Below are 23,655 nucleotides of genomic sequence, written 5' to 3' on the forward strand. Positions count from 1 at the left end.
TCATGATGGATGCAGCAAAAGAACGCTATCATAGCGTTTGTCAGTTGCGAGTTATGGTATGCAAAGACAGCGATCGCTTTTAATTTTAATTGTAGTCCTGGTAATCGCCGCCATTGCGGTGATTACCACAATTTCGATTCCGTTAGGACTGGACTTGCGCGGAGGCTCACAGCTCACAATTCAAGTGAAAACAACACCGGAGATTAAACAAATCACCGATCGCGAATTGGAAGCTGTGAAAAAAGTAGTGGAAGGCCGCATTAACGGTCTTGGCGTTTCTGAACCAGTGGTACAAACTGTAGGGAAAGATCAAATTCTAGTGCAGTTACCCGGAGTCAGCGATCCCCAACAAGCTGAACGGGTGTTAGGGGGTACAGCACAGTTAGAATTTCGGACACAAAAACCAAATACAGAAACCCAACTGCTTGCTTTCCAAGCATCCAGAGCTGAATATAAATCCAAGCAGCAAGATTTGAGAAAGAGTAACAATCAAGCAGAAATTGTCAAAAATCAGCAAGATTTACAGAAAAATAATCAAGCGATCGCTGAATTGTTTGAAAGCACAAACCCCCCACTCGCAGGGAAATTCCTCAAAGAGGCAGCCGGTGAACCCTCTCAAGGCAACAATTGGAATGTTGCCATTCGCTTCGATCAAAAGGGTGGTGAACTGTTTGCCGAACTGACGAAAAAACTTGCCGGTACAGGACGCAGTATTGGTATTTTCCTAGACAATGAATTGATCAGCGCTCCCAGTGTCGGGCCAGAACATGCCGCTACTGGTATTACTGGTGGTGCTGCTGTGATTACAGGTAGATTTACCGCCGAAGAAGCTAACAACTTAGGTGTGCAGCTACGGGGGGGTGCTTTACCCTTGCCAGTGCAAATCGTCGAAAACCGCACTGTTGGGGCAACATTAGGTAAAGATAGTATTCAACGCAGTATTTACGCTGGTGCTGGCGGATTGCTGTTAGTATTGATTTTCATGTTAGTTTACTACCGACTACCAGGATTAATTGCCGACTTTGCCTTGATTATCTATGCCGTATTGACTTATGCCACCTTCGCTTTGCTAGGTGTGACATTAACTCTTCCCGGTATTGCTGGATTTATTCTCAGTATCGGTATGGCAGTTGATGCTAACGTATTGATTTTTGAGCGCACCCGTGAAGAACTACGCGCTGGCAAAAGTTTATATCGTTCTGTAGAGTCAGGATTCTACCGAGCTTGGTCTAGCATTTTAGATAGTCATGTCACATCATTAATTTCTTGTGCTGCACTGTTTTTCTTAGGAGCAGGTTTAGTTAAAGGCTTTGCTTTGACATTGGCGCTAGGGTTATTGGTGAATTTGTTTACTGCCATTACTTGTAGCCGCACACTGCTGTTCTTATCATTGCAATTTCCCAACTTGCGTAAGCCAGAGTTGTTTTGTCCCAATCTCTCAACGTCAATTAAGTCTGGTGCAGAGGTGCAGTTATGAAATTTAGTGTCATCAAACAGCGTGGATTATGGTGGACAATTTCTGCCACCCTGATGATCATTGGCATCGTGGCGATGGTGATTTCTTGGCAACAACTCGGCGCACCACTACGTCCCAGCTTAGATTTTGTTGGTGGTACACGACTACAATTTGAACGCGATTGTACACAAGCAAACAACTGCACTCAACCCATTGATATCTCTAACGTCAGGGAAGTCGTTGACGCTCAGAAATTAAATAATAGTAGCATCCAAGTTGTTGGTAAAAACCAACAGGGAATATCCATTCGCACAAAGACATTAGATGTCGAGCAACGCACCCAGTTGCAAACAGCTTTGAGTGAAAAAATTGGAGCCTTTGACCCGAAAGCCACTCAAATTGATACCGTTGGTCCAACACTTGGTCGTCAACTACTTTCCCAAGGGTTATTAGCTCTGCTTGTCTCCTTTGCTGCGATCGTTATTTATTTGAGTGTGCGTTTCCAGATAGACTATGCCGTAATCGCAATTCTTGCATTATTCCATGATGTTTTGATTACGCTGGGTGCTTTCTCCATCTTGGGATTAGTCGCAGGTATTGAAGTTGATAGTCTTTTCGTCGTTGCTATTTTGACTATTACCGGTTTCTCAGTGACAGATACCGTAGTTATCTACGATCGCATTCGAGAAATACTGACTCTACATCCTAACGATGACATTGACAAAGTTGTTGATGATGCCATCAATCAAACTCTAACGCGCTCAATTAATACCACGTTAACCGTTTTGCTAACCTTGTTTTCCCTATTCCTATTTGGCGGAGAAACACTGAGAAACTTTTCCCTAGCTTTGATTATTGGCTTCACGATGGGTGCTTATTCAAGTATTTTCATCGCCAGTACTCTCCTAGCTTGGTGGCGAGAGCGCAAAGGTCAAACCAGCGTGGTAGAAGGTGCTGGGTCAATTGATACACCTACTAGTTCTCAGGATAGTTAAACTTGTGTATATTTCACAATTGGGTAAAAGCATTTTAAATTGCTCACCTATGCTTTGAAATTTTATTTCCATTTATGGATCAACCAGAAGAACCATTAACTACTGTCCCAGACTTTGACAAATCTGACCCAGCCTTTGCCCAACAAGTACAAAGGCTACATCAGCTGACAGTATATGGCCGATGGCTGTTTGTGGGCTGTTTATGGCTGACCATTGCGCCTGTTTCCTTGTGGGGTCTACGTGCAGAAATTTCTTTGTGGCAACAATATTTTACCTGGGTGGCAGTGAGATTTGGACTCTTCTACCATCCACTATCTACCTTTGGTTTAGCCTTTTGTCTGGGTATGACTGCTGCTGTTTTAGTTTGGCAAAGTCGAAATATTCTATTCGGATTACCAGAGCCGGAAAAACAACGTTTAGAAAAACAAGTTTATCGGATACGTCAACAGGGAGCAACTCATCCTCTGTGGAAGTGGGTTTGTCATTAAATTTTCTTTCTCCTTGGATATACATATACACGTACAGCAATTTCTAGAGATGAATGAGCCTCAGATTCAATTTAGCGAACGCCAGTCTGAAATTGACCTTTACCAACTTCAAGAACTGTTAAACGTTTCAGCTTTCTGGGCAAAGGGACGTAGTATTGAGGATTTAGGTATAGCCATTGCCAACAGTGAACCAGTGATTTCTGTGTGCGATCGCGATCGACTCATTGGCTTTGCGAGAGCAACATCTGATGGCATATATCGCGCCACAATTTGGGATGTTGTGATTCATCCAGATTCTCAACATAGTGGGTTGGGAAGCAAGTTAGTCGAAACCGTTTTGAATCATCCCCGCATGAGGTCGGTTGAGCGCATTTATCTAATGACTACTCACCAACAGGGTTTCTACGAAAAGATTGGTTTTCAACCCAACACTACCACGACGATGGTGCTACACAACCTAGCTAACCGTGCTTTCCTTGCTGCTACAGAAGTTCAGCTTCAGGAATCACTAGGGGGATAGAGATTTGTAGTCTGGTAAACTGCTGAAGTGGTTCTTTCACAATGGTCGAGGGCAGGATTTCTAACTTTCCTCCCATAACTTCCATCAAAGTCTGATTGATTAATAGCCTCATTCCTGGGGAAAGAGCAGCGTTTTCTTGGTCAATTTTGGTCAGATGATCTTCAGATTTGAGCAAATCAATCGGCTCGCTCCAGGTCATAGCATGGGTTGGTACATCCAGCCAAATGGTTACAAATTTATTTGTACCTATGGCGCTGCTGGAAATACAGATGCTACCTTCCTCCATCTGACTAATTGCAGTGTCTATTAAACTTATTAATACTTGGCGCAGCCAAAGATAATCTGCCAAAACATAAATTTCTGGGTCGCTGGGTAACAATTGCAAGGGAAAATTGCGATTTGCCGCCAGCATATAAGTTAATTTATGAACTTCCTCTAAAATTTGGGCTAAGGGTCTAGGCTGAATATCTAATTTATTGGTACCATGTTCAGCTCTTGCAACGTTGAGAATTTCATCCATCAGCTTCAGCAGCTTCAGAGTTCGCTCGTGAGCTTGGGCAATAAATTCTCGCTCTTCAGCTGGATTTTCACACAAATCTGACAAAATTAATTGATGTAAGCCAATTAAACCATTAAAAGGCGATCGCAATTCATGGGTAGTTCGTGCCAAAAAACCAGCTTTAAACAGACTCATTTCCCTAGCCATCAGATATGCCAGATGGGTTTGCTGTAGCTGTTGTGATATTGATGGCATATCCGGTTGAGCTAATGGCGCTACTGGGGATGAGCTAGATGAAACATTTGGCCATCGCCCAAATAACTGACGGAAAACCATACCTAGTGCTATTCCTGCTCCTAGATATATCCAGTTGCTCCAATTCATAATCTGGCAATTATTAACTTGTTAATTAACCACAACAGCGCAAACTAAAGTTTCAGATTTCTCTGTTGTTCAAATCAGGAAAACAACATTATAGCTATCTATACCTTGTTATCAGTCGAAATATCTAACTTGATCCCACCTTGCCGCAAAATCTGCCAATTGATCCCTGTCCATTTAGCAACGGTGGAAGGTACACCCATCCCCCGCATTTCACCTTGGCATTCTGTTGTTGCTAAAGTCAAAACCTGGGGAAACTGAGTCTGAATTTCTGCGATCGTTTGCAAAGGCGGTTGACCGGAAAAATTGGCGCTAGTGGTAGCAAGAGGGCCTGTTTGAGTCAGAATAGATTGAGCGATCGCACTGTTTGGGACTCGAATCCCAATTGTCGTTGGATCAATAGGGTTCATAACTTTTGGCACGCGATCGCTTGCTGGTAAAACTAACGTCACCCCTCCTGGCCAATATTTATCTGTTAATTCTTGCCATATTTTATACTCGTTCTCATCACCTTTGACATAAGGCCACAAATCTCCAGCATTAGCAGCCATCAAAATCAAAGGTTTGTCTTGACTGCGTTGTTTAGCCGTAAAAATTAATCCGGCTTTTTCTGGTATCGCCGCAAGTGCAGGAACCGTATCCGTGGGAAAGCTCACCAAAAGGCCGGCCTGTGCGCCAGCTATTAGGTCTGTGAGGGAAACTTGCGTCATCTTACTAAGTAAGTCGGGGAGAACAATTTAATATATATTTTGATTTGAGCTTAAATCAAATTCTTGCATAAGTTAGGCAAAAGGGAAAAGGAATCAAAATCCTTTCCCCCATTTTTGCATAAATATATTTATGCAAGATGTCTAATATTTATCAACCAGTAGCACGGTATTTAATTACTTGGTTAAATCTTGAAAAAGAGATGCTCAAATAAGGGACTTCCAAATAAAAAAATATCCCAAAACTGACGCAAAAATCTTCTCTATTTCTCCTATCTCTGTGTTATCTGCGTCTCTGTGGTTCGTTCATTTGGATAATTTATTTCTTGAAAGTCCCTAAGAGTCTTATACATCTTCCAAAATTTAGACTAAAATCAGCTAGCAGTTTTTTTCGCTTCAATCATTCCGAGTGTGGGAACTTTAACATCCCAAGCTAAACCTAATACTTCCAGAGTGTGGATTAACCAGTACCCTAAATCAACTTGCCACCATTGCAACCCAAACTTTGCCGAGTTAGGAAAAGCATGATGATTATTATGCCATGCTTCTCCTCCTGTAGGAATTGCCAGCCAAACATTATTAGTACTCTGCTCACTACTATTGAAGGGGCGACTGCCATACAGATGACTAATGGAATTAATAGTCCAAGTTAAATGATGCACTACAAAAATTCGCACAAGTCCTCCCCACAAAAGTCCTTGCCATATACCTATCCAAGTACCTGATAAAAGTCCTCCAAGAATAGCTGGAATCAAAAGACCTAAAAAGACCAGAACTAGGTATTGTTGGTTGACTTTTTTTATCACAGGGTCTTGCAGCAAATCCTTCGCAAACACTGTAGAATTTGTGATTTCGCAGTTAAGCATCCAACCAATATGGCTATACCATATTCCGTTTAACCTTCCCCAAAATCCTCCTTGGTGAAGGTTGGGTGAATGAGTATCTCCTATCTGGTCACTGTATTGATGATGGCGCCTATGATTGCTCACCCAATTAATAACAGGTCCTTGAGCCGCCATAGAACCTAAGATAGCCAAACCAACTCGAACAGATGGGTGGGTTTTAAAAGTGCAGTGAGATAAAACCCGATGAAAACCTACAGTAATCCCTCCGACCATAGTGAGAAACCAGAAGACCAAAAGCAATGCTAATTCCATGAGATTAATTCCAAAATCCCAAGCGAATTTGAGCGCTATCATTGTCCCGATCAAAGGAATTATGATTGTGGCTATAGCAAAACGCCTTTGTACTTGTTGTAAGTAATCATTTTGGATTATTATCTTTGTTGTTTTACTTAAAGTCGCCAAACCATGACTTTGATTGTCTAACTGCATTAGGTTCTACATCCTCCTTAAATCTTGTCTTCACTATTAACTTCGTACCATTTGGCTTAGGTGTAAATGGTGAAGGGTGGGATTTGTTCGTTGAGTACCCAGTCACCAACTTCGTGGACTTTGTAAACAACTGGATCGTGCAGAGTATGAGTACGGACATTGCGCCAGAAGCGATCAAAGCGATATTTTGTCGCAGTAGCACGAGTTCCCATCACTTCAAAAATCTTGCTTGTCACTTCTAATGCCACTCGTGTAGTCAAGACTTTGGCAGTGCTAATAATAACAGCAGTTTCACCGCGTTCGGTGGCTGTCAGGTCTTCTCCCTTTTCCCAGGCAGATTGGAAGACCGAGTTGACATAATCAACATGGCTGATGGTTGAAATCAAACTCACCCAGAGATTACCGTATTGCTCAATAATATAAGGATCTTTAGCTGCCGTGTGGGCAGGTGAAAAAATCCAGGGACGGCTTCCAGATAGTGTATATTGCTTGCCTTCCTCAAAGGCACCTAGTGCAATTCCCAGATAGAAATTGACAAAGACGGACTGGAAAGCAGGAGTTACCAATGAGGCAAAGGAGCTAGGCGCATCTTTAGAGTTAGGATTGCCCAGAATCTCATCTCGGTGAATCAAGACATTATTAAAAGTGACGCTACCGCTATCGGTTTGTCGCTGTCCAATGTAATCCCAATCGTCATTGAGAACCACTCCTTCTCGATGGGTGGGAACAATGGCAATGGGAAGATTCTCCACAGCTTCCCGATGCTTGGCAACAATGCTAACGGGAAGATTCTCTACATATCCTCGCGCTGCTGTCACTACAATAATGTCGGAGCCAGTACTGCCTGTGGCAAAGTTTTTAGTACCATTGAGCCGGAAATTTTTTCCATCTGCTGTTAGCACCAATTTAGGATCTCGCGGATTAACAGCATCACCCCAAAACCAGTTGTTGCGAGTAGTTTCGCTGTAGAATCGGGCTTTTTGTTCGGGAGTACCATTTAGTTCAGGGATGACAGAATTGACATAGTGGTATCCCAAAAGTTGACCAAGGGAGCCATCCGCTTTGGCAATTTCTCGTACAACTTTGAGGGCTGTAACCCAACTTTGACCAAATCCACCATATTGTTCTGGGATCAGGAGTTTAAGCAGACCACTTTCTCGCAGACGATTTAGTTCGGCAGTCGGACTACCACCTTTGGCATCCCGTTCGACTGCTGTTTTAGCAAACTCCTTTCCTAATGACGCAGCTAGAGCAATGTAGTCTTTTGTTTCTTGTAAGGTAGATAAAACCATTTTCAGCATCTCCATAAAATTCGTACTAAAACTATTCGCTTAAATGTTGTGCAAGAGATGCGATCGTCGGGTAATCCCAAACTAGCCTTAGCTCTAGCTCTTTTCCTAGCCAATCTGCTAAATCTCCGGTTAAAACCACCGCTACCGATGAATCTAAACCATAACGGGCAAAAGTGGTTTCTACATTTACTTCTTCGGGTTCGATTTCTAGCAAATCTGCTAGATAAGAAATCAACCATTCTTTGATTTCTGTAGTAGATACTTTCAAAGTTTCAGTTTTTTGAGAAAGCATACATCCTCCAAAATTTAGACTAAAATCAGCTAGCAGTTTTTTTCGCTTCAATCATTCCGAGTGTGGGAACTTTAACATCCCAAGCTAAACCTAATACTTCCAGAGTGCGGATTAACCAGTACCCTAAATCAACTTGCCACCATTGCAACCCAAACTTTGCTGAGTTAGGAAAAGCATGATGATTGTTATGCCATCCTTCTCCTCCTGTAGAAATTGCCAGCCAAACATTATTAGTACTCTGTTCACTAGTATTCAAAGGGCGACTACCATACAGATGAACAATGGAGTTAAGACACCAAGTTAAATGATGGACTACAAAAATTCGCACAAGCCCTCCCCACAAAAATCCTTGCCCTACACCTATCCAAGTACCTGATAAAAGTCCTCCAAGAATAGCTGGAATCAAAAGACCTAAAAAAACGAAAATTAGGTATTGTTGATTGACTTTTTTCATCACAGGGTCTTGCAGCAAATCCTTCGCAAACACTGTAGTATTTGTGATTTCGCCGTTAAGTATCCAGCCAACATGGCTATGCCACATTCCCCTTAACTTTCCCCAAGATTCTCCTTGATAAAGGTTGGGTGAATGAGTATCTCCTATCTGGTCGCTATATTGATGATGTCGTCTATGATTGCTCACCCAATTAATCACAGGGCCTTGAGCCGCCATAGAACCCAAGATAGCCAAAGCAACTCGCACAGATGGGTGGGTCTTAAAAGCACAGTGACATAAAAGCCGATGATTACCTACAGTCACCCCGCCAATCATTGTGAGAAACCAGAAAACCAAAAGCAGTTCTAATTCCATGAGATTAATTCCAAAATCCCAAGCGAATTTCAGCGCTATCAGTGTCCCGATCAAAGGAATAACGATCGTGGCTGCGGCTAACCGCTTTTGTACTGTTTGTAAGTAATCATTTTTGATTGTGATTTTTGCTTCTTTAGTTGAAGTCAACAAAGAAGGATTTTGATTATTTAACTGCATGAGCTTTTACATCCTCATTCAATCCTTTAAAATTAGGCTTTTTTACAGAGATATTCATCCAGTTCATCTTCTTCTCCAGCTAAACCTTGCTCGATATCACCAATTTTTTCGGCATACTGATTAATCAGACTTTCTACCTGATTAATATCTAGTAAAGTCTGAGCATAGATATTTCCTGTAAGAGCATTAGCTATCTTTGCCTGAAAATATTGTTGACCCCAATTTTCGACACGTTGTAATTCATCTGTCGGTTCACTTTGATATGACTTTTGTATGCAAGCAACCACAAATGCCCATGCAGCTACATCACCCAATTTCTGGGATAATATTTTACTTAATTTCTTATTACTGTTCCCAGAGAGGTTTTTCTTTTTGAGGTAAGAAGCACAAGTTTCAGCCGTCTGTTGCAATTGTTCGCTGATTTTTGTCGCTCCCAAAAACTCATTAAGAGATGAAAAGACTTGAGGTGTTTGGTATAAAGTTAATAAACCCAAATGCATCTGTAAAGTTTCAGTTGGCCCCTCAAAAATCCGAAATAAACGAGCATCCCGTAAGATTTGGGGCGCAATATTAGATTCGATATAACCCCGTCCACCTAGTAGCTGAACTAGATTATCTGCTGCTTGCCACATTAATTCGGGGGCGATAATCTTAGCGACAAGATAAGCTTCTAAAGGAACAGGTTTCTCTTCATCTAGGGATGTTGCAATGGTTTTCACCAAGCACTCAACTGCACCAATTGCTGCTGTTAAATCACTCAGACGTTGTAAAGTAATCTGTTGATTTATTAGCCGTTCTATACCAATTGAGCGACGGGTAGCATAACGAAGCATGAGTTGGGCACAATGTTTCATTCCGCCAATACAGGTGGCAGAAATTCCCAATCTCGCTAGTTGCATTGCGTCCTGGGCTACTTCAAAACCAGAACCAATTTCGCCTAAAACATTTTCATGATTGACTTTTACCTGCTCAAGGTGAATAGTATTCTGAACCATACCTCGCATTCCCATCGTCAGAGCTTCAGTACCTTGCCTCAATCCTTGAGCATTTTCGGGAATGGTAAATGCTGTGATTCCCAAAGAGTCGCCTTGTTCATCTACAACATGAGCAAAAATATTGATCGCGCTTGACCAAGATGCAGAACCGCTCCAAATTTTGGTGCCGCTAAGTAACCACCCACCACTTCCATCTGGATGGGCTTCAGCCTTGATTCCTCTAGGATTAGATCCGGCAGATGGTTCGGTAATGGCAAAGGCTGCTAAATCTCTCCCTTGGGCTAAATTCTGGAGATAGGTTTCTTTAATCTCAGGTGTACCATGCTTAAGAATTGGGTAGATTCCGAGAAAATTGTTTACACCAACAAATGAAGCTAAGTTGAGATCAATAGCTGCAAGTTGTTCCATCACTTGCAACATATCACTGTAACTTAAGCCAAGACCCCCGCATGATTGAGGCACAATCATTCCCAACAAACCTTTTTTGCCAAAGTCTAGAACGACGTGAGGAGTTATACACCGTCGCTCGTCCATAAGTCTAGAATTGATTCGTCTTTGGGCATAGTCACGTAACCAATGGATGACTTGCTCTGCACGTTGACGACTTGAACTTTCTAAAGACTGACTTTGACTATTGAACTGCATTAGCTTTTGCGCCCTCCTGAATATTTACTTTTTGAGAATCAGGATTATCTTGCTGCACTTTTACTAAGAGTGAGTTGACATCAACTTCCAACTTGTGAAACTGGGCTTGATGCTGAAGAGTTCCACTACAGTGCGCCACCACATTCAAACTGCCATCTAGAAACCCACGCCGACAGGCATGACGCTGAATTTTCCCGCTAGATGTCTTGGGAATACTCCCAGGTTTAATTAAAACTGTGGCATACACTTGTAAACCGTGATTATCTACAACTGCTTCAGTGATATTGCCGACGACTTCTTGAATATCCAACCGCCTTAAATAGGTTCGTTCTACCTCTTGAACAACAATTAATCGCTGTTGTCCCTTCTGATCTACAGTGAAAGCTGCTCCACAATGCGATCGCAATGCTGGATGACTTTTTTGCACTGTTAACTCAATATCCTGGGGATAATGATTTTGTCCTCGGATGATAATCACATCTTTTAGTCGTCCGGTAACAAATAGTTCGCCATCTTGCAAAAATCCCAAGTCACCCGTGCAAAGAAACGGCCCTTCTCCTGTATCCCCCAGATAACTTTGAAAAGTTTCCGCAGTTTTTTCTGGTTGGTTCCAATAGCCACCAGCCACAGAAGAACCTGATACCCAAATCTCTCCCACCTTCCCAGGAGGACACTGAGTTAAAGATTCGCGATCGACAATGACGATTTTTTCATCTAACCAGGTGCGACCACAGCCCACAATTGTTTTAGTTCCTTCCCCAGATTCAGCCGCCACCACCTGATTTTCCTCAAGGGCTGCTGCTTCAACTTGGTACAGAATCGGCGAAGCTGTTTTTAAACCTCCAGAAACGAATAAAGTTGCCTCAGCCATCCCGTAACAGGGATAAAATGCTTCTCGACGGAAACCACAAGGAGCGAAATAGTTAGCAAATAGCTCCATTGTCTCGGCACGGACTGGTTCGGCTCCATTGAAAGCGACTTCCCAACTGCTTAAATCAAGACTAGAAAGCTGTTCGGGAGTAATCTTGCGAACGCACAAATCGTAAGCAAAATCTGGCCCGCCGCTAGTAGTGGCTTTGTAACGAGAAATAGCTTGCAACCAGGAAAAAGGCTTTTGCAGGAAAGCTACTGGTGACATCAAAATAGACGGGATACCCAAATATAGAGGCTGCAAAACGTTCCCAATCAGACCCATATCGTGGAATAAGGGTAACCAACCGACAAAAATTGTTTTATCTGTATGTCCGAAACCCATTCTGATGGATCTCTGGTTGCACAGTAAATTTCCATGAGTGATCATCACTCCCTTCGGCGTTCCCGTAGAGCCTGAAGTGTATTGCAGAAATGCCAGAGTGTCTCTCTCTAGTCTTGGTTTTTGCCAATCTGAACTGAGATTGCTGTCAATGCAATCAGTATTTAACCAGCGCATAGTTGCCAATTCTGGATTTTCGACCGTTAACAAAGATTTTGTGGTCAAGACTATCTTGGCTTGGGCATCTTTAGCGATCGCCTGCAACCTGAGCAAGTTCATATTGGCTCGGGGTGGATAAGCGGGAACGGCGATAACACCCGCATATAAACAGCCAAAGAAGGCGCTAATGAATTCTAATCCCGGTGGATACAACAGCAAAGCCCGTTCGCCAGGAGATACTAGAGACTGAAGATGGGTAGCGAGCGATCGCGCTTGCAGGTCTAATTCTCCATAAGTCAGGCTGTTTTCTTCAGTTTCTCCATCTTTGAGAAATATATAAGCCCTTTGCTGAGGCTGATTTTTAGCTCTGTAGCTGAGTAATTCTATTAAATTTGAAAATTTGTCAAGAGGGTTTTGGAGATCAGCCAAACAAATAGTCATAAGCCAATTTCACAGTTTACACAGTAACGTCATCTGTATGTATGGGTTTGTCAGCTACGAGTCTGTCAATAAATAATTGATAAATTCCCTGTAGAGACGGCGATTTTTCGCGTCTCTCTAACCGTCAACGATTTATCGAATGATGCCTAATTCACGATCCAATTTTTGGAAAACGTGAATAAATGTATCTAAATCTTCACGTGTATGGGTTGCCATGACACTGATTCGGAGTCTTTGGGCATTGAGGGGAACAGCAGGGTACTCGACCGAATTCACAAAGATGCCTTCTTGGTGAAATCTCCAGGCAAGAGTGCGAATTTCGACTTCAGACGGGATTCTCACTGGTATAATTGCAGAGTCGCTGCTGGTTTGGAATCCTGCCGCTTGCAGTTGCTGCAATAAGTAAGTGCTATTGGCTCGAAGTTGACTAACACGCTCCGGCTCCCGCTCAATGATATCTAGACCTGCCAAGATAGCCGCAACAACAGGAGCAGGCAAAGATGCCGAGAACATATAAGACCGAGCAAAGAAGCGCAGATACTCGATTACCTCACGACTGGCAGCGATGAAGCCGCCTGTGACACCCAATGCCTTACTGAAAGTCCCCATCGTGACATCAATTCGACCTTTCAGACCAAAGTGTTCATCAGTGCCACCGCCCTTTTTACCCATAACACCAGTGCCGTGTGCATCATCCACGACAAGAATAGCCCCGTAATCGTCGCAAAGTTCACGAATTGCTGGGAGTGCAGCTAAATCGCCATCCATCGAATATACGCCTTCTATAGCCACATAGATTAATCGATTTGATGCTCCTCCAACTTGCTTGCATTTGATCAGACGCTGTTCGAGGTCATCACAATCATTATGCTTGAAGCTAAAAGCGCGAACGCTGGAACCCATAGAGACAAGCTTAATGGCATCATAAAGACTGGCATGGCTTAACTCGTCGCAGATTAAAACATCATCATCACGTAACAGACCATTAACCCACCCTAACTGTGCCTGAAATCCACTGGCAAAAAGGAGAGCATCTTCTGCGCCTTTGAACTGGGCTATACGAGCTTCAAGTTGGCGATGGAGGCTACTCATGCCATTGAGTAGAGGTGGTCCACCCATACCAACACCAAATTCTTCAATAGCTCGTTTTGCTGCTTCTCGAACATAGGGATGGGTGGTCAATCCCAGGTAGTTATTTGATCCGAACATCAGCATTGACCTGATTTCACCAGTGAGCGGATCTTTAATCAGAGTTCGATTTTCAATCGGCCCAACGACCTCACGAGGAAAATAGGTGAGCATACAGGCATTGGGACCGATAGAGGCATTTGGTGTATGCAACCAATTAGAGCAAGGTTTCACGCGCTCCGCTAAGGATGAACCAATCGTTGGGAAAAAATCTTTGAAGGAAAAATTCTCGGCATGGCTGCTGGTATCCGGTGCAACCCATATATTCCTAACATCTTCTGGGAATTTATTAGTCTGTTTACTTAACATTGTGAACTCTAACCTAGATTTATTTCTCTGTTTTTAGCAAAGCAAACTAACCGCTTAAGTCTTTTAGGGACTTCCAAGAAATAAATTATTCATCTTGTGGGGTGGGCATCCTGCCCGCCCTGAATATAGGACGGGTGAGGACACCCATCCCACAAGAAAATTTGGGATGTTTTTTTATTTGGAAGTCCCTTAAGCAATAGACCTCTTGTGTGAATCAGATTATGAACTGCTCAACAGATAAGTCGCTAGTTTGTGAGTATGCATTTTTTCTAATAGTCAATCGCACAGTTTCATTGCATTTTTTTCACAAAATCTATATCTACTTTATTGGTGAAGACATTGAGAATAGCAAGCAGTTTTTATCTGAGTAAAGGCTCTCTTAAGACTTTTTTGTGTTTTTTATATGCAGTACTTTAAAAAGTACTCGCACACCAAGAAAACTGCTCAAAATGATTTCACTAAAGAATGGAAATTAGCAAATAAATATCATCAATTACTTTTTATGTAGAGCAATCTTATTTGAAGTGTGAGCATCCTAAAATCAGAGAAAATCAACATTTTCTCGGTTTTTATAAAGCATTTAAGATTGCTGTGTAATATTAATCTAACGAGGAGTACCAGTTGGCCAATATTGTAACCAATTTTCAACTTTAAACATGATTTTAGCTGGAAGAGAAGACATACAAATAGAAAAGCCCTTCTCTAGTGAAAGATTAAGCACTAAAAGTTTTTCCTCTGATCTAAACGTATCAATATCTAAATCTTTTTGGATGTGTTGGAAATCTGGATTAGAGTGAATTTTCAATCCGAGATTAAAGCTACCACTATTTAGATTTTGTTGTCAATCAACAAAAGCTAAATAAAATGAGTTAAACAAGATGTTTAGATAAAAATATATAGGTAGATATAGATACAGAATCTCACTAGATATATCACAAGCACATAAGTTGTTACGACAAATTGCCGATGCAATTGATAATATTAGAGTGATATTGGAATAGCTAAAACAGATGGAGATAGCCAAATTGAGTAAGGGAAACCCTAACTTCTATAAGCTAGGGCGAAGCGTTCAATTCCAGCTAAATCAGCGTGAATTTGAATATTGCAATAATTACCTTGATTTTGCAAAAGTTCTCGCACTCCATCGGCCTGTCCAGCCATCATCTCAATCAGCCACACGCCACCCGATCGCAAATAACTAGGTGAAATTTCTACCAAATTCCGAATGCAATCTAAGCCATCAGCGCCACCATCCAAAGCTAGATGCGGTTCATGGTTAACTACTTCTGGCTGCAAAGTAGGTAAGATGCTGGTGGGGATGTAAGGAGGGTTGGAAACCATACCACTGAACTGACCTTTTAACAATGCCAGTGGCTCCCACCAGGAACCTTGATAAAATTTAATCCGGTCAGCAAAACCCAAATCATCGGCGTTGGCTTGGGCGATCGCCAGAGCTGCTAAACTGTAATCCACTGCATGAATTGTTGCGTTTGGCAAGGCATCTGCTAATCCGATGGCGATCGCACCACTCCCAGTACCCAAATCCGCCCAATGTCCTGAAGCATTTGCGAACAATGCTTTCGCCAAATCAATTAAGCACTCTGTCTCTGGTCTGGGAATCAAAACCGCACTCGACACCGCAATTTTAAAATTACGCCAAGGTGTAACACCCGCAATATACTGCACTGGTAAGCGATCGTTTAATCGCCTCTGCCAAAGATGGTCTAACTCTACTAGAGGCAATTGCATCTGAATTTGCGGCGAGTTTTTAAAAGACTCCAAACGTAGTGCCAAGCGGTCTAATCCAGCCACCTCTATAAGTAGCCAGTCTACCTCCCTTGGTGGAACATCAGTGGCGATCGCTGCTTGGATAGCTACATTTCGCCACTGCCAAAGTTGTAAACCAGAAACTATCAGATGTTTCTCTTCCATACCTCAACCTTGGAGCGCCTATCCGTTATTTTTTCGGAGCGACCGCAGGAGCTGGTGATTGATTTGGCGCAAGGGAGCGAATAAAATTGATCGACTCCCGCGATGGATACAGAACAATTTTATTTATACTAGGATCGTTGCTGCTATTGAGAGCCTCTAGAACACCGTACAAATCCACCACTTGAATTTCAGTGTTTTCTGCTTCCTTTGGCACAGCTTTTTTGAATTGGTCTAACAGAGCCACTGCTTGTTCTTTCTCAAAAAAGAAAGGGATGTAGCGCTCGTTGCCTTTGGCGAGGGGAATAGTCAGATAGCTATTATCTTTCTTAAATTTCGGTACAAATAAGGGAATACCATTGAATTGCTCCCCTTTTTTACCATTCTGATTCAGCATACTAGTTGCCGATGCTACCTGTTCTTGCGTCGGCACTAAAGTATAAATCACAGAATCTGGTTTCTTTTTGCTTTCTTGCACTATTTTAAAGTAGTCTGCCAAAGACAAAGGTCTCACCTGTAGGGTACTTGCCAACTGGGGATTTTCTTTTTTGAGCCGATTGTCAAGGAATTTTTGAGCATCTTGCTTGCTAATAAAAAATCCCACTTGGGAGATCGTCTTGGATTCGTTTTTCCTCGAAAGAACTACGAATTCGCCTTTAGGATTGGTGAGGGTGAATACAGGTACTTCTTGGAGCTTTTTCACTATCTGATCTTGTGGCAATGCGATCGCCTCTAGATTGCCCATCCCTGGTAGATTGCCTATTCCTGAAAGCCCCGTTAAAAATACACTGGTAGCTATACCCAATGTTGCGCCCAAGCGAATAAATGATTTCATGACTGCTCCTCGCATCAATAGTCCAATTAAATTAAACAAATGGTTGGATTTGCACAGCACCAACTAGCTTTAGTTATATAGCAATCTATTTCAGTTGTGAAAAATTCATTATGCGCGTTGAGGTTGAGTGTTAACTGTGAAGCAGCCCGGTCTTGTTGTTCCAACGCATTGGGACTGCCGTTAGCGCAAGCGGTAGCGACGCAGGAGCGTCACTCGGAGGGTCAACGGACAAAATCCAATATTCCCTAACTACTTAGGGTTGCTATAGTATCCCTTTCACCAATTGACTGTACTCGACTTGTGTTTTTCCCGATTTCGCTTTGCTATTCACTGCGAAATACTGTAGATGCCTATTATATGTCTTCTCAAACAGTGGAAAGCTTTCCCAGCTTAGAAATGATAAATGCCATTTTATCGGCTTTTTCTAATATGGGGTGACGCTACTACTTAATCAATCGTTCCATCTGCGATCGCTTTAATATCTTCATTAATTAAATCGGGATGACAGGATTTGAACCTGCGGCATCCTGCTCCCAAAGCAGGCGCGCTACCAAGCTGCGCTACATCCCGGTTAGACTTATCGACTTTTTTGGCTTGGTTTTAACTTACCATCAAAGCGATCGCCCTTTCACAAGAGCGTTAAATTAATCATATCATATAACACGGCTCACGCCTAATATCTTTTATCTTCTGCAACGACTGAGCTAGATTACATCCCTAGACTGATAAAGGTTTTGCTGCCGACTTAGTTTTACAAGAGATATACTTGCTCGTTCGTCGGCTAAACCTTGTCAAACCAAATCGAAATAATAGATTTGTACTACTATACCTGATTTTATTGTGCGAATCGGGTTTTATTTGGATTGAGCGCTAGTGAGGATACCAGAACATACCTTTGATGCCTTCTGGATCAGCCATAAACCCCATAGTTCGGTAGAAATCTACAACATGAGGATCGGCAAAGAGAGTGACATTACTAATTTCTTCACTCCTAAGTTTTTTGAGAATGTATTTCATCAGTGCCTTGCCCAATCCTTGACTTTGAAAGTCTGGATGAACCACCACATCCCAAATAGTGGCATTAAAAGCGTGATCTGAGGTAGCGCGGGCAAAACCAATGAGCCGCTTTTGGTTTCCTCTCACCTGCCACATTGAGGCAACGAGAAAACTATGCTCAATAGCTTTTTTCACTTTTCTTAGCGGACGACGCGACCAACCAACTGCATCACAGAGTTCTTCTAGCTCATATAGGTCAATGTCTCGTTCCGTGCTGAAGACGATGCGAGTCTCCTTTGAAGAAGCTTCGCTAATGCTACCGAGGCCAGAATTGCCCGCAGTTTCAGCTCTATGCTCTTCAAAAGAGTTTGTCCTAGTTGTCCCTACAGATTCAGGAGTGCTAAACCAAGTTTTCCAAAAACCCATGCCAACGTGGTTCGGGTAGTATAACTGAATTGGTTTCCACTCTCAGGAGTGTTGATTCACGTTTAACATAGCTACCCCCATTTATTACCCCTGACACTCAAAGTTTTTCGGTTGTTTTCGGGATTTGCAATGGTAACAGCCATTTAGGGCGTGTCTCACACCAATCATTTTCAACTTTAGCATTTTGTTGTAGAGGCTAGTAGAAATTCACCAAAAGGGAAGAATATAAACAATTCAAAATTCAAAATTCAAAATGGAAAAATCTAATCCTGGCAATTGCTCGTATAGTGCTTAAATGCACGTTAGCTTAGGAGTGTATTGTATATAAGAAATTGGGCATGGGGTATGGGGCATCGGTATTGAGAACACTCTTCTCTTGTCCCCCAGTCCCCAATCCCTAATCCCTAATCCCCAACACCCAGCCCCCAGGTGACGAAAGCAAGCGAGTCTTACCCTTAACAATGGCTTCTGGTTTAAAATCTTCGACACTGGAACTCCTAAAGCGCTTTAACCGAGCGTTTCCCCAGTTTTATGAGCAATTCGTCAGCAGTGAAATTCAACTGCAAAATTTGCGGCTAGCTTACCGTCTTTATAAAACTAGACGCGCTGTGATTGAACTGAAACCGGAAGGTAGCAAAAGTGCCCTGCATTTTGCTTACCGCAATCAGTCTTTTCTTCTCAGCGATATTTTTGGTGTACTAGCAGCTTATGGGTTGACTATCCACGGTCTAAGTCTATACGGTCAGATCCGTCCGCCAATGTTAGTTTTTATCAAACTGTTGGTATCTCGTGGTAGCAAAGCTTTGACCGAGAAAACCGCAGAAAATGTCTGTCGTGCTATTCGTGAGGCTTTAGGAGGTCGGTTTGAGGTAGAAGAGATGCTGGCAGTGGAATTCAATCTTGACACTGGCTTAGAGCAGGTACAAACTGAGTTCTATGTTGATCCGGTATTTCATCTCCCTGCCCTAGTGATTGAAGCTGATAATCAACCAGGGTTATTCTACAAAGTGATGTACGCCATCTGGCAAGAAGACCTTCTGGTAGTCAATGCCAATTTATTGGTTTGGCGCGGACGTACACGGCTAATTCTCTACTTGCTGGGGCCAAATGAAAGCCTCATTCCCGAATACCTGGGTCACAAAATCGCTGAAGGGGTGCGACAGAGGTTGTTAGGGAAATGAAAAAAGTTATGAGTGAGGAGTGAGGAGTGAGGAGTTATGAGTTAACAACTTTCTAAATTCTAATTCCTAACTCCTAACTCCTAATTCTTCGCATTTAGTCGCACCCGCCCTTAAGGGTACGATATAAGTATGGCAACTATTGAAATCTTGGGCGTTCCACACGCATACGAGCTAACGGCTCCCACTTCTTGCCCCCACGCTTTAGTATTTATCCACGGTTGGCTCAATAGCCGTGGATATTGGCAACCTGTGATTTCCCGCCTATCAGATGATTTGCAGTGCCTTTCCTATGATTTGCGGGGTTTTGGTGAATCGCAATCTCAGGTAAAAACCGATTTTAGTCAAGCACAAACGTCTCTGAGTCTTACGCCCATCTCAAGTAGTGCGGTTGGCTCACCAATGGAATCTCTTTATACTCCTGCTGCATATACTCAGGATTTAGCAATTCTCCTAAAACAGCTAAATATTACCAGTGCTTGGCTAATTGGTCACTCGTTGGGTGGGACGATCGCTCTTTGGGGAGCAGATCAAATACCTGAGTGTGTTAAGGGTGTTATCTGTATCAATGCTGGTGGTGGTATTTATCTCAAAGAATCCTTTGAGCAGTTTCGCTCGGCTGGTCAGAAATTTTTGCAAGTCCGTCCGCGCTGGCTCTCCCAAGTACCTTTGATTGATTTGCTGTTTACTAGAGCGAGTGTGGCTCGTCCTTTGGAGCGCTATTGGGCACGTCAACGAGTAATAGATTTCGTTGTGGCTGATCCAGAAGCAGCTCTTGGAACTCTATTAGACTCCACAACGGAAGAAGAAATCAATCGTTTACCTGAGCTAGTATCTCAACTGAAGCAGCCAGTTTATTTTTTGGCTGGCGCGGAAGATAAGGTTATGGAACCTAAGTATGTGCGTCATTTAGCTAGCTTTCACAGACTGTTTCAATACTGTGGTGACAATGTTCTGGAAATTCCTAATTGCGGACACCTGGCTATGTTGGAACAGCCGGATGCTGTGGCTAATCACATTCGGGCGATAGTTACAAGTCAATAATTATTGGGGATTGGGCATTGGAGCAAACAGAAAGTTCTTCTCTCCTGACAAATGACAAATGACAAGGGACTGACAACAAATAAATTATCCAATCTTGTGGGGTGGGCAACATGAGCGCCTTTGGCTGTGGGCGGGTGAGACACCCACCCCACAAGAAATAGTTAAGTATTTTTTTATTTGTCAGTCCCCAAATGACTAATGACTACTCAACAGATTGATACAATTTCATCACCTGGGTAAGCGCTAACCTAGACTCAACGCCTAGTGTGAGGGTGGATGTATGACCACGCGATAGATGATCTGCGGCAGCACAGCCAATCATGGCGGCGTTATCGGTACAGAATTTGAGAGGTGGGAATAGGACGCGTAAGTTATGTTTAACGGCGGCGGCTTGGAGGTTTTTTCTCAACCCGCTATTAGCTGCTACGCCGCCACCAATGGCAATTGTGTCTAAACGATAGTCTAGGGCACAGGCGATCGCTCTTTTGGTTAGCGATCGCGCTACAGTATCCTGAAAACTAGCTGCGACATCTGCCACTGGCACTTGTCCACCATCTTTTTCTAACTGCTGCACTAAACGCAATACAGCCGTTTTTAATCCGCTAAAACTCGTATCATAACGATGAACCCCCCCGCCCGGTACAGAAACTCTTCCTTCTGGTAGGGCAAAGGCTTGAGGATTCCCCTGTTCTGCCAACTTGTCAATCACTGGACCACCGGGATAACCCAGCTTTAACAATCGCGCCACTTTATCAAAGGCTTCACCCGCAGCATCATCACGGGTTTGACCCAGGGTTTCGTAATTACCACAATCTTTGACATAAATCAAGCTTGTATGTCCGCCTGAAACCAGTAAGCTAAGGAAAGGGGGATTTAAAGTTGATTCACTCAAGTAAGTTGCGTAAATGTGACCTTCCAGGTGATGAACTCCCAAAAATGGCTTGTTGTGTACCATTGCCAGGGTTTTGGCAGCAGTTAACCCCACCAATAGCGCTCCTACAAGTCCAGGGGCACAGGTGGCAGCAATTGCGTCAATTTTTCCCCAGTCTAGTTGGGCTTGTTCTAAGGCTTGTGCGATCGCAACATTGATCGTTTCCAAGTGCTGGCGAGATGCTACTTCTGGCACTACCCCGCCATACTGCTGATGGACTAGAATTTGCGAGGCGACGACACTGCTGCAAACTTTACGATTGTTAACAATTGCGACGGCAGTTTCATCACAGCTGGTTTCTATTGCTAAAACGGTTGTCATTGAGAGTAATCAGTGCTGGGTGCTGAGTCTGGAGTCCTGAGTGATAGAGAAAATCTTGCTTCTTTACTACCCTACAACAACAATTCTTATAGTTGGCACTTCTTCCTGGGCAGTCAACACTCTATTTTGGTTGAGAAGCTTTAACTTTTATTTACTTAAACTTTACTCGGTTCCCACCCAAGAGTATGATGACTTCCTAGTTATGCAAATAAACAACTGTACAAGCCGCTTCGTTTTGTACAAAAAACTTCTTGTTTTGTAATAAAAGGAAACAACTCTATGCGACGATTGTTTGCTTTGATGTTAGCGATCTGTCTTTGGTTCAACTTTGCTCCCCCAGCACAGGCTTTAGGGGCTAATTTGACACCCTGCAAAGACAATCCCGCTTTTCAACAGCTAGCAGCTAATGCCCGTAATACCACTGCTGATCCCGAGTCAGGGAAAAAGCGGTTTGAGCGTTATTCTCAGGCGCTATGCGGTCCTGAGGGATACCCTCACTTGATTGTTGATAGTCGTCTAGATCATGCTGGTGACTTTTTGATCCCTAGCATTCTGTTTTTATATATTGCTGGTTGGATTGGTTGGGTAGGTCGTGCCTATCTGCAAGCAATCAAAAAGGAATCTGACACTGAACTCAAAGAAATCCAAATCGATCTTGGTTTGGCACTACCCCTAATATTGTCAGGCTTTGCTTGGCCAGCAGCAGCAGTCCAAGAACTTCTCTCTGGAAAATTAGCAGCCAAGGATTCAGAAATCACTGTTTCCCCACGCTAAATCAGCTTAACTAATTCATTCGTTTTGGAGACTAAATTCATGGCAGACAAAGAAGATCAAGCATCTTATTTGATTAAATTCATTTCCACAGCGCCCGTGGCAGCCACAATCTGGCTGACCATCACAGCAGGGATCTTGATTGAATTCAACCGCTTTTTCCCCGACCTACTTTTCCACCCACTGCCATAAGTGTCAAACAATTTTGGATTTTAGATTTGCGTTAGCGCGTTCGCTTTTAGCGTCTCGTAGAGAGCCTCTTTTAGATTGACACTGCCCACAAGGGACGGGTCAAAGGATTTTGGATTTTAGATTTGCTTTCTTCCTAGCGTTAGCGAGTCTCCGTTCGCTTTTAGCGTCTCGTAGAGAGCCTCTTTTGGATTGACACTGCCCACAAGGGGCGGGACATGAACCAAAAAACTCTTTTAATCTAAAATCCAAGTTGCGCTGTCAGCGCACCAGAGGTGCGACCCAAAATCCAAAATTGTTGGTCAAATGGAATTTACGAAAGTTGAATGTCTTGTCTTTTGCCTAATATTGTGTAGTTGGTATATTCAGCTTAGTTAGGCAGAATTATCACCAGAATAGGCAGCAAAAATAGTTTTTTGAAACTCGTGATTCTGTTTACAGATCGCGAGTTTCACAGTTTTAAAACTCGCTAAATTAATTTTTCTAAACTTCCTAGCAAAAAGACATCTTTGGCTACAATTATTATTAATATAAAAATGCCACCATTTTAATTTAGAGGCTGAACATAAAATATGGCACAAGCAGTAGATGCATCAAAAAATCTTCCCAGCGATCCTAGAAATCGGGAAGTTGTTTTTCCCGCATTCGGCGATCCACAGATTGGGAACCTAGAAACCCCAGTTAATTCTCTTCCCTTGATCAAGTGGTTCATTAATAACTTACCTGCCTATCGCCCAGGTTTGGCTCCTGCTAGACGTGGTTTAGAAGTTGGTATGGCTCATGGTTACTTTCTATTTGGCCCCTTTGCGAAATTGGGGCCACTGCGGGACACAGCTAACGCTAACTTAGCTGGGTTACTGGGAGGTATCGGCTTGGTTGTAGTTTTCACCGCCGGACTATCGCTATATGCCAATAGCAATCCGCCCAAAGCACTTCCTAGTGTTACCGTACCGAATCCTCCGGCAGATGCTTTTAATTCTAAAGAAAGCTGGAACAACTTCGCCAGTTCTTTCTTGATTGGTGGTATTGGTGGTGCAGTAGTTGCTTACTTTTTGAGTAGTAACTTGGCACTAATTCAAGGTCTATTTGGTTAATTA

General features: G+C 42.9%; 23 protein-coding genes and 1 tRNA gene. 9 read left to right on the forward strand and 15 right to left on the reverse strand.

Translation table 11 applies throughout. From position 1 onward, the window contains the following. Window positions 1–58 precede the first annotated feature (58 nt). From secD to V7K50_RS27855, 4 genes are all read left to right on the forward strand, one after another. The gene (secD, locus tag V7K50_RS27840; protein ID WP_334965912.1) at window positions 59–1,477 is read left to right on the forward strand and encodes a protein translocase subunit SecD; all 1,419 of its coding nucleotides are present in this window, start codon (window positions 59–61) and stop codon (window positions 1,475–1,477) included. Beyond that, window positions 1,474–2,451, forward strand: a complete 978-nt coding sequence (secF, locus tag V7K50_RS27845) for a protein translocase subunit SecF (RefSeq protein ID WP_334965824.1) — start codon at window positions 1,474–1,476, stop codon at window positions 2,449–2,451. Before secD ends, secF begins: the two co-directional genes overlap by 4 nt. A gap of 74 nt (window positions 2,452–2,525) precedes the next feature. After that, window positions 2,526–2,939 carry a hypothetical protein gene (locus V7K50_RS27850; RefSeq protein WP_334965826.1) on the forward strand — a complete coding sequence of 138 codons (414 nt, stop codon included), beginning with the start codon at window positions 2,526–2,528 and terminating at the stop codon, window positions 2,937–2,939. Between the two features lie 49 nt (window positions 2,940–2,988). After that, window positions 2,989–3,459: a GNAT family N-acetyltransferase gene (locus tag V7K50_RS27855; protein WP_334965828.1), complete on the forward strand. Its 471-nt coding sequence runs from the start codon at window positions 2,989–2,991 to the stop codon at window positions 3,457–3,459. Here V7K50_RS27855 and V7K50_RS27860 read toward each other — a convergent pair. The 14 genes from V7K50_RS27860 to V7K50_RS27925 form a co-directional block, all read right to left on the reverse strand. Then, a complete protein-coding gene (locus V7K50_RS27860; RefSeq protein ID WP_334965829.1) occupies window positions 3,422–4,342 on the reverse strand; it encodes a sensor histidine kinase in 921 nt (306 codons plus the stop codon). The genes V7K50_RS27855 and V7K50_RS27860 overlap by 38 nt on opposite strands. A gap of 98 nt (window positions 4,343–4,440) precedes the next feature. After that, window positions 4,441–5,049 (reverse strand): L-threonylcarbamoyladenylate synthase, encoded by a 609-nt coding sequence (locus V7K50_RS27865; RefSeq protein WP_334965831.1) that lies wholly within the window; start codon window positions 5,047–5,049, stop codon window positions 4,441–4,443. Between the two features lie 371 nt (window positions 5,050–5,420). After that, window positions 5,421–6,380 carry an acyl-CoA desaturase gene (locus V7K50_RS27870; protein ID WP_334965834.1) on the reverse strand — a complete coding sequence of 320 codons (960 nt, stop codon included), beginning with the start codon at window positions 6,378–6,380 and terminating at the stop codon, window positions 5,421–5,423. A gap of 56 nt (window positions 6,381–6,436) precedes the next feature. After that, the gene (locus tag V7K50_RS27875) at window positions 6,437–7,672 is read right to left on the reverse strand and encodes an acyl-CoA dehydrogenase family protein (RefSeq protein WP_334965836.1); all 1,236 of its coding nucleotides are present in this window, start codon (window positions 7,670–7,672) and stop codon (window positions 6,437–6,439) included. A 31-nt stretch (window positions 7,673–7,703) separates the two neighbouring features. Then, window positions 7,704–7,964: an acyl carrier protein gene (locus tag V7K50_RS27880; protein WP_334965838.1), complete on the reverse strand. Its 261-nt coding sequence runs from the start codon at window positions 7,962–7,964 to the stop codon at window positions 7,704–7,706. 25 nt (window positions 7,965–7,989) lie between these two features. After that, complete coding sequence (locus V7K50_RS27885; RefSeq protein ID WP_334965840.1) at window positions 7,990–8,949, reverse strand: acyl-CoA desaturase; 960 nt, start codon at window positions 8,947–8,949, stop codon at window positions 7,990–7,992. A gap of 32 nt (window positions 8,950–8,981) precedes the next feature. Continuing rightward, window positions 8,982–10,589: an acyl-CoA dehydrogenase family protein gene (locus tag V7K50_RS27890; RefSeq protein WP_334965842.1), complete on the reverse strand. Its 1,608-nt coding sequence runs from the start codon at window positions 10,587–10,589 to the stop codon at window positions 8,982–8,984. Next, window positions 10,576–12,441, reverse strand: coding sequence for a fatty acyl-AMP ligase (locus V7K50_RS27895; RefSeq protein WP_334965844.1), 1,866 nt, complete (start codon window positions 12,439–12,441; stop codon window positions 10,576–10,578). Before V7K50_RS27895 ends, V7K50_RS27890 begins: the two co-directional genes overlap by 14 nt. Window positions 12,442–12,573: 132 nt before the next feature. Further along, on the reverse strand, window positions 12,574–13,938 hold the full coding sequence (locus V7K50_RS27900; protein WP_334965846.1) for an aminotransferase class I/II-fold pyridoxal phosphate-dependent enzyme: 1,365 nt from the start codon (window positions 13,936–13,938) through the stop codon (window positions 12,574–12,576). Window positions 13,939–14,542: 604 nt separating this feature from the next. Further along, a complete protein-coding gene (locus tag V7K50_RS27905) occupies window positions 14,543–14,743 on the reverse strand; it encodes a hypothetical protein (RefSeq protein ID WP_334965848.1) in 201 nt (66 codons plus the stop codon). Between the two features lie 236 nt (window positions 14,744–14,979). After that, window positions 14,980–15,870: a peptide chain release factor N(5)-glutamine methyltransferase gene (gene prmC, locus V7K50_RS27910; protein ID WP_334965850.1), complete on the reverse strand. Its 891-nt coding sequence runs from the start codon at window positions 15,868–15,870 to the stop codon at window positions 14,980–14,982. Window positions 15,871–15,895: 25 nt separating this feature from the next. Beyond that, window positions 15,896–16,702: a Tic22 family protein gene (locus tag V7K50_RS27915; RefSeq protein WP_334965852.1), complete on the reverse strand. Its 807-nt coding sequence runs from the start codon at window positions 16,700–16,702 to the stop codon at window positions 15,896–15,898. Between the two features lie 496 nt (window positions 16,703–17,198). Continuing rightward, window positions 17,199–17,272 (reverse strand) — tRNA-Pro (locus V7K50_RS27920). A gap of 300 nt (window positions 17,273–17,572) precedes the next feature. Beyond that, on the reverse strand, window positions 17,573–18,124 hold the full coding sequence (locus V7K50_RS27925) for a GNAT family N-acetyltransferase (protein ID WP_334965854.1): 552 nt from the start codon (window positions 18,122–18,124) through the stop codon (window positions 17,573–17,575). A gap of 461 nt (window positions 18,125–18,585) precedes the next feature. Between V7K50_RS27925 and V7K50_RS27930 the strand changes: the two genes are divergently transcribed. Then, window positions 18,586–19,305 carry a hypothetical protein gene (locus tag V7K50_RS27930; protein WP_012410214.1) on the forward strand — a complete coding sequence of 240 codons (720 nt, stop codon included), beginning with the start codon at window positions 18,586–18,588 and terminating at the stop codon, window positions 19,303–19,305. A gap of 129 nt (window positions 19,306–19,434) precedes the next feature. Further along, window positions 19,435–20,346, forward strand: a complete 912-nt coding sequence (locus tag V7K50_RS27935; RefSeq protein ID WP_334965856.1) for an alpha/beta fold hydrolase — start codon at window positions 19,435–19,437, stop codon at window positions 20,344–20,346. A gap of 202 nt (window positions 20,347–20,548) precedes the next feature. On the opposite strand, the gene tsaD is transcribed toward V7K50_RS27935, so the two are convergent. Continuing rightward, window positions 20,549–21,598, reverse strand: coding sequence for a tRNA (adenosine(37)-N6)-threonylcarbamoyltransferase complex transferase subunit TsaD (gene tsaD, locus V7K50_RS27940; protein WP_334965858.1), 1,050 nt, complete (start codon window positions 21,596–21,598; stop codon window positions 20,549–20,551). 279 nt (window positions 21,599–21,877) lie between these two features. Between tsaD and V7K50_RS27945 the strand changes: the two genes are divergently transcribed. The 3 genes from V7K50_RS27945 to V7K50_RS27955 all read left to right on the forward strand — a co-directional run bounded on the left by V7K50_RS27945 (window position 21,878) and on the right by V7K50_RS27955 (window position 23,652). Beyond that, window positions 21,878–22,372, forward strand: coding sequence for a Photosystem I reaction center subunit III (locus V7K50_RS27945; RefSeq protein WP_334802185.1), 495 nt, complete (start codon window positions 21,878–21,880; stop codon window positions 22,370–22,372). A 39-nt stretch (window positions 22,373–22,411) separates the two neighbouring features. Then, on the forward strand, window positions 22,412–22,561 hold the full coding sequence (psaJ, locus tag V7K50_RS27950; protein ID WP_334802186.1) for a photosystem I reaction center subunit IX: 150 nt from the start codon (window positions 22,412–22,414) through the stop codon (window positions 22,559–22,561). A gap of 569 nt (window positions 22,562–23,130) precedes the next feature. Continuing rightward, window positions 23,131–23,652, forward strand: a complete 522-nt coding sequence (locus V7K50_RS27955; protein ID WP_334965861.1) for a photosystem I reaction center protein subunit XI — start codon at window positions 23,131–23,133, stop codon at window positions 23,650–23,652. The last annotated feature ends 3 nt before the right edge of the window (window positions 23,653–23,655 follow it).

Source organism: Nostoc sp., assembly GCF_036917135.1.
Lineage (GTDB): Bacteria > Cyanobacteriota > Cyanobacteriia > Cyanobacteriales > Nostocaceae > Nostoc.

Coding starts and splice junctions, on each gene's coding strand:
- V7K50_RS27880 (WP_334965838.1), bottom strand. CDS start 7,964: ATGCTTTCTCAAAAAACTGAAACTTTGAAAGTATCTACTACAGAAATC.
- V7K50_RS27945 (WP_334802185.1), top strand. CDS start 21,878: ATGCGACGATTGTTTGCTTTGATGTTAGCGATCTGTCTTTGGTTCAAC.
- prmC (WP_334965850.1), bottom strand. CDS start 15,870: ATGGAAGAGAAACATCTGATAGTTTCTGGTTTACAACTTTGGCAGTGG.
- V7K50_RS27900 (WP_334965846.1), bottom strand. CDS start 13,938: ATGTTAAGTAAACAGACTAATAAATTCCCAGAAGATGTTAGGAATATA.
- V7K50_RS27855 (WP_334965828.1), top strand. CDS start 2,989: ATGAATGAGCCTCAGATTCAATTTAGCGAACGCCAGTCTGAAATTGAC.
- V7K50_RS27890 (WP_334965842.1), bottom strand. CDS start 10,589: ATGCAGTTCAATAGTCAAAGTCAGTCTTTAGAAAGTTCAAGTCGTCAA.
- V7K50_RS27925 (WP_334965854.1), bottom strand. CDS start 18,124: ATGGGTTTTTGGAAAACTTGGTTTAGCACTCCTGAATCTGTAGGGACA.
- V7K50_RS27865 (WP_334965831.1), bottom strand. CDS start 5,049: ATGACGCAAGTTTCCCTCACAGACCTAATAGCTGGCGCACAGGCCGGC.
- secF (WP_334965824.1), top strand. CDS start 1,474: ATGAAATTTAGTGTCATCAAACAGCGTGGATTATGGTGGACAATTTCT.
- psaJ (WP_334802186.1), top strand. CDS start 22,412: ATGGCAGACAAAGAAGATCAAGCATCTTATTTGATTAAATTCATTTCC.
- V7K50_RS27895 (WP_334965844.1), bottom strand. CDS start 12,441: ATGACTATTTGTTTGGCTGATCTCCAAAACCCTCTTGACAAATTTTCA.
- V7K50_RS27935 (WP_334965856.1), top strand. CDS start 19,435: ATGGCAACTATTGAAATCTTGGGCGTTCCACACGCATACGAGCTAACG.
- secD (WP_334965912.1), top strand. CDS start 59: ATGCAAAGACAGCGATCGCTTTTAATTTTAATTGTAGTCCTGGTAATC.
- V7K50_RS27875 (WP_334965836.1), bottom strand. CDS start 7,672: ATGGTTTTATCTACCTTACAAGAAACAAAAGACTACATTGCTCTAGCT.
- V7K50_RS27930 (WP_012410214.1), top strand. CDS start 18,586: ATGGCTTCTGGTTTAAAATCTTCGACACTGGAACTCCTAAAGCGCTTT.
- tsaD (WP_334965858.1), bottom strand. CDS start 21,598: ATGACAACCGTTTTAGCAATAGAAACCAGCTGTGATGAAACTGCCGTC.
- V7K50_RS27870 (WP_334965834.1), bottom strand. CDS start 6,380: ATGCAGTTAGACAATCAAAGTCATGGTTTGGCGACTTTAAGTAAAACA.
- V7K50_RS27915 (WP_334965852.1), bottom strand. CDS start 16,702: ATGAAATCATTTATTCGCTTGGGCGCAACATTGGGTATAGCTACCAGT.
- V7K50_RS27850 (WP_334965826.1), top strand. CDS start 2,526: ATGGATCAACCAGAAGAACCATTAACTACTGTCCCAGACTTTGACAAA.
- V7K50_RS27885 (WP_334965840.1), bottom strand. CDS start 8,949: ATGCAGTTAAATAATCAAAATCCTTCTTTGTTGACTTCAACTAAAGAA.
- V7K50_RS27860 (WP_334965829.1), bottom strand. CDS start 4,342: ATGAATTGGAGCAACTGGATATATCTAGGAGCAGGAATAGCACTAGGT.
- V7K50_RS27955 (WP_334965861.1), top strand. CDS start 23,131: ATGGCACAAGCAGTAGATGCATCAAAAAATCTTCCCAGCGATCCTAGA.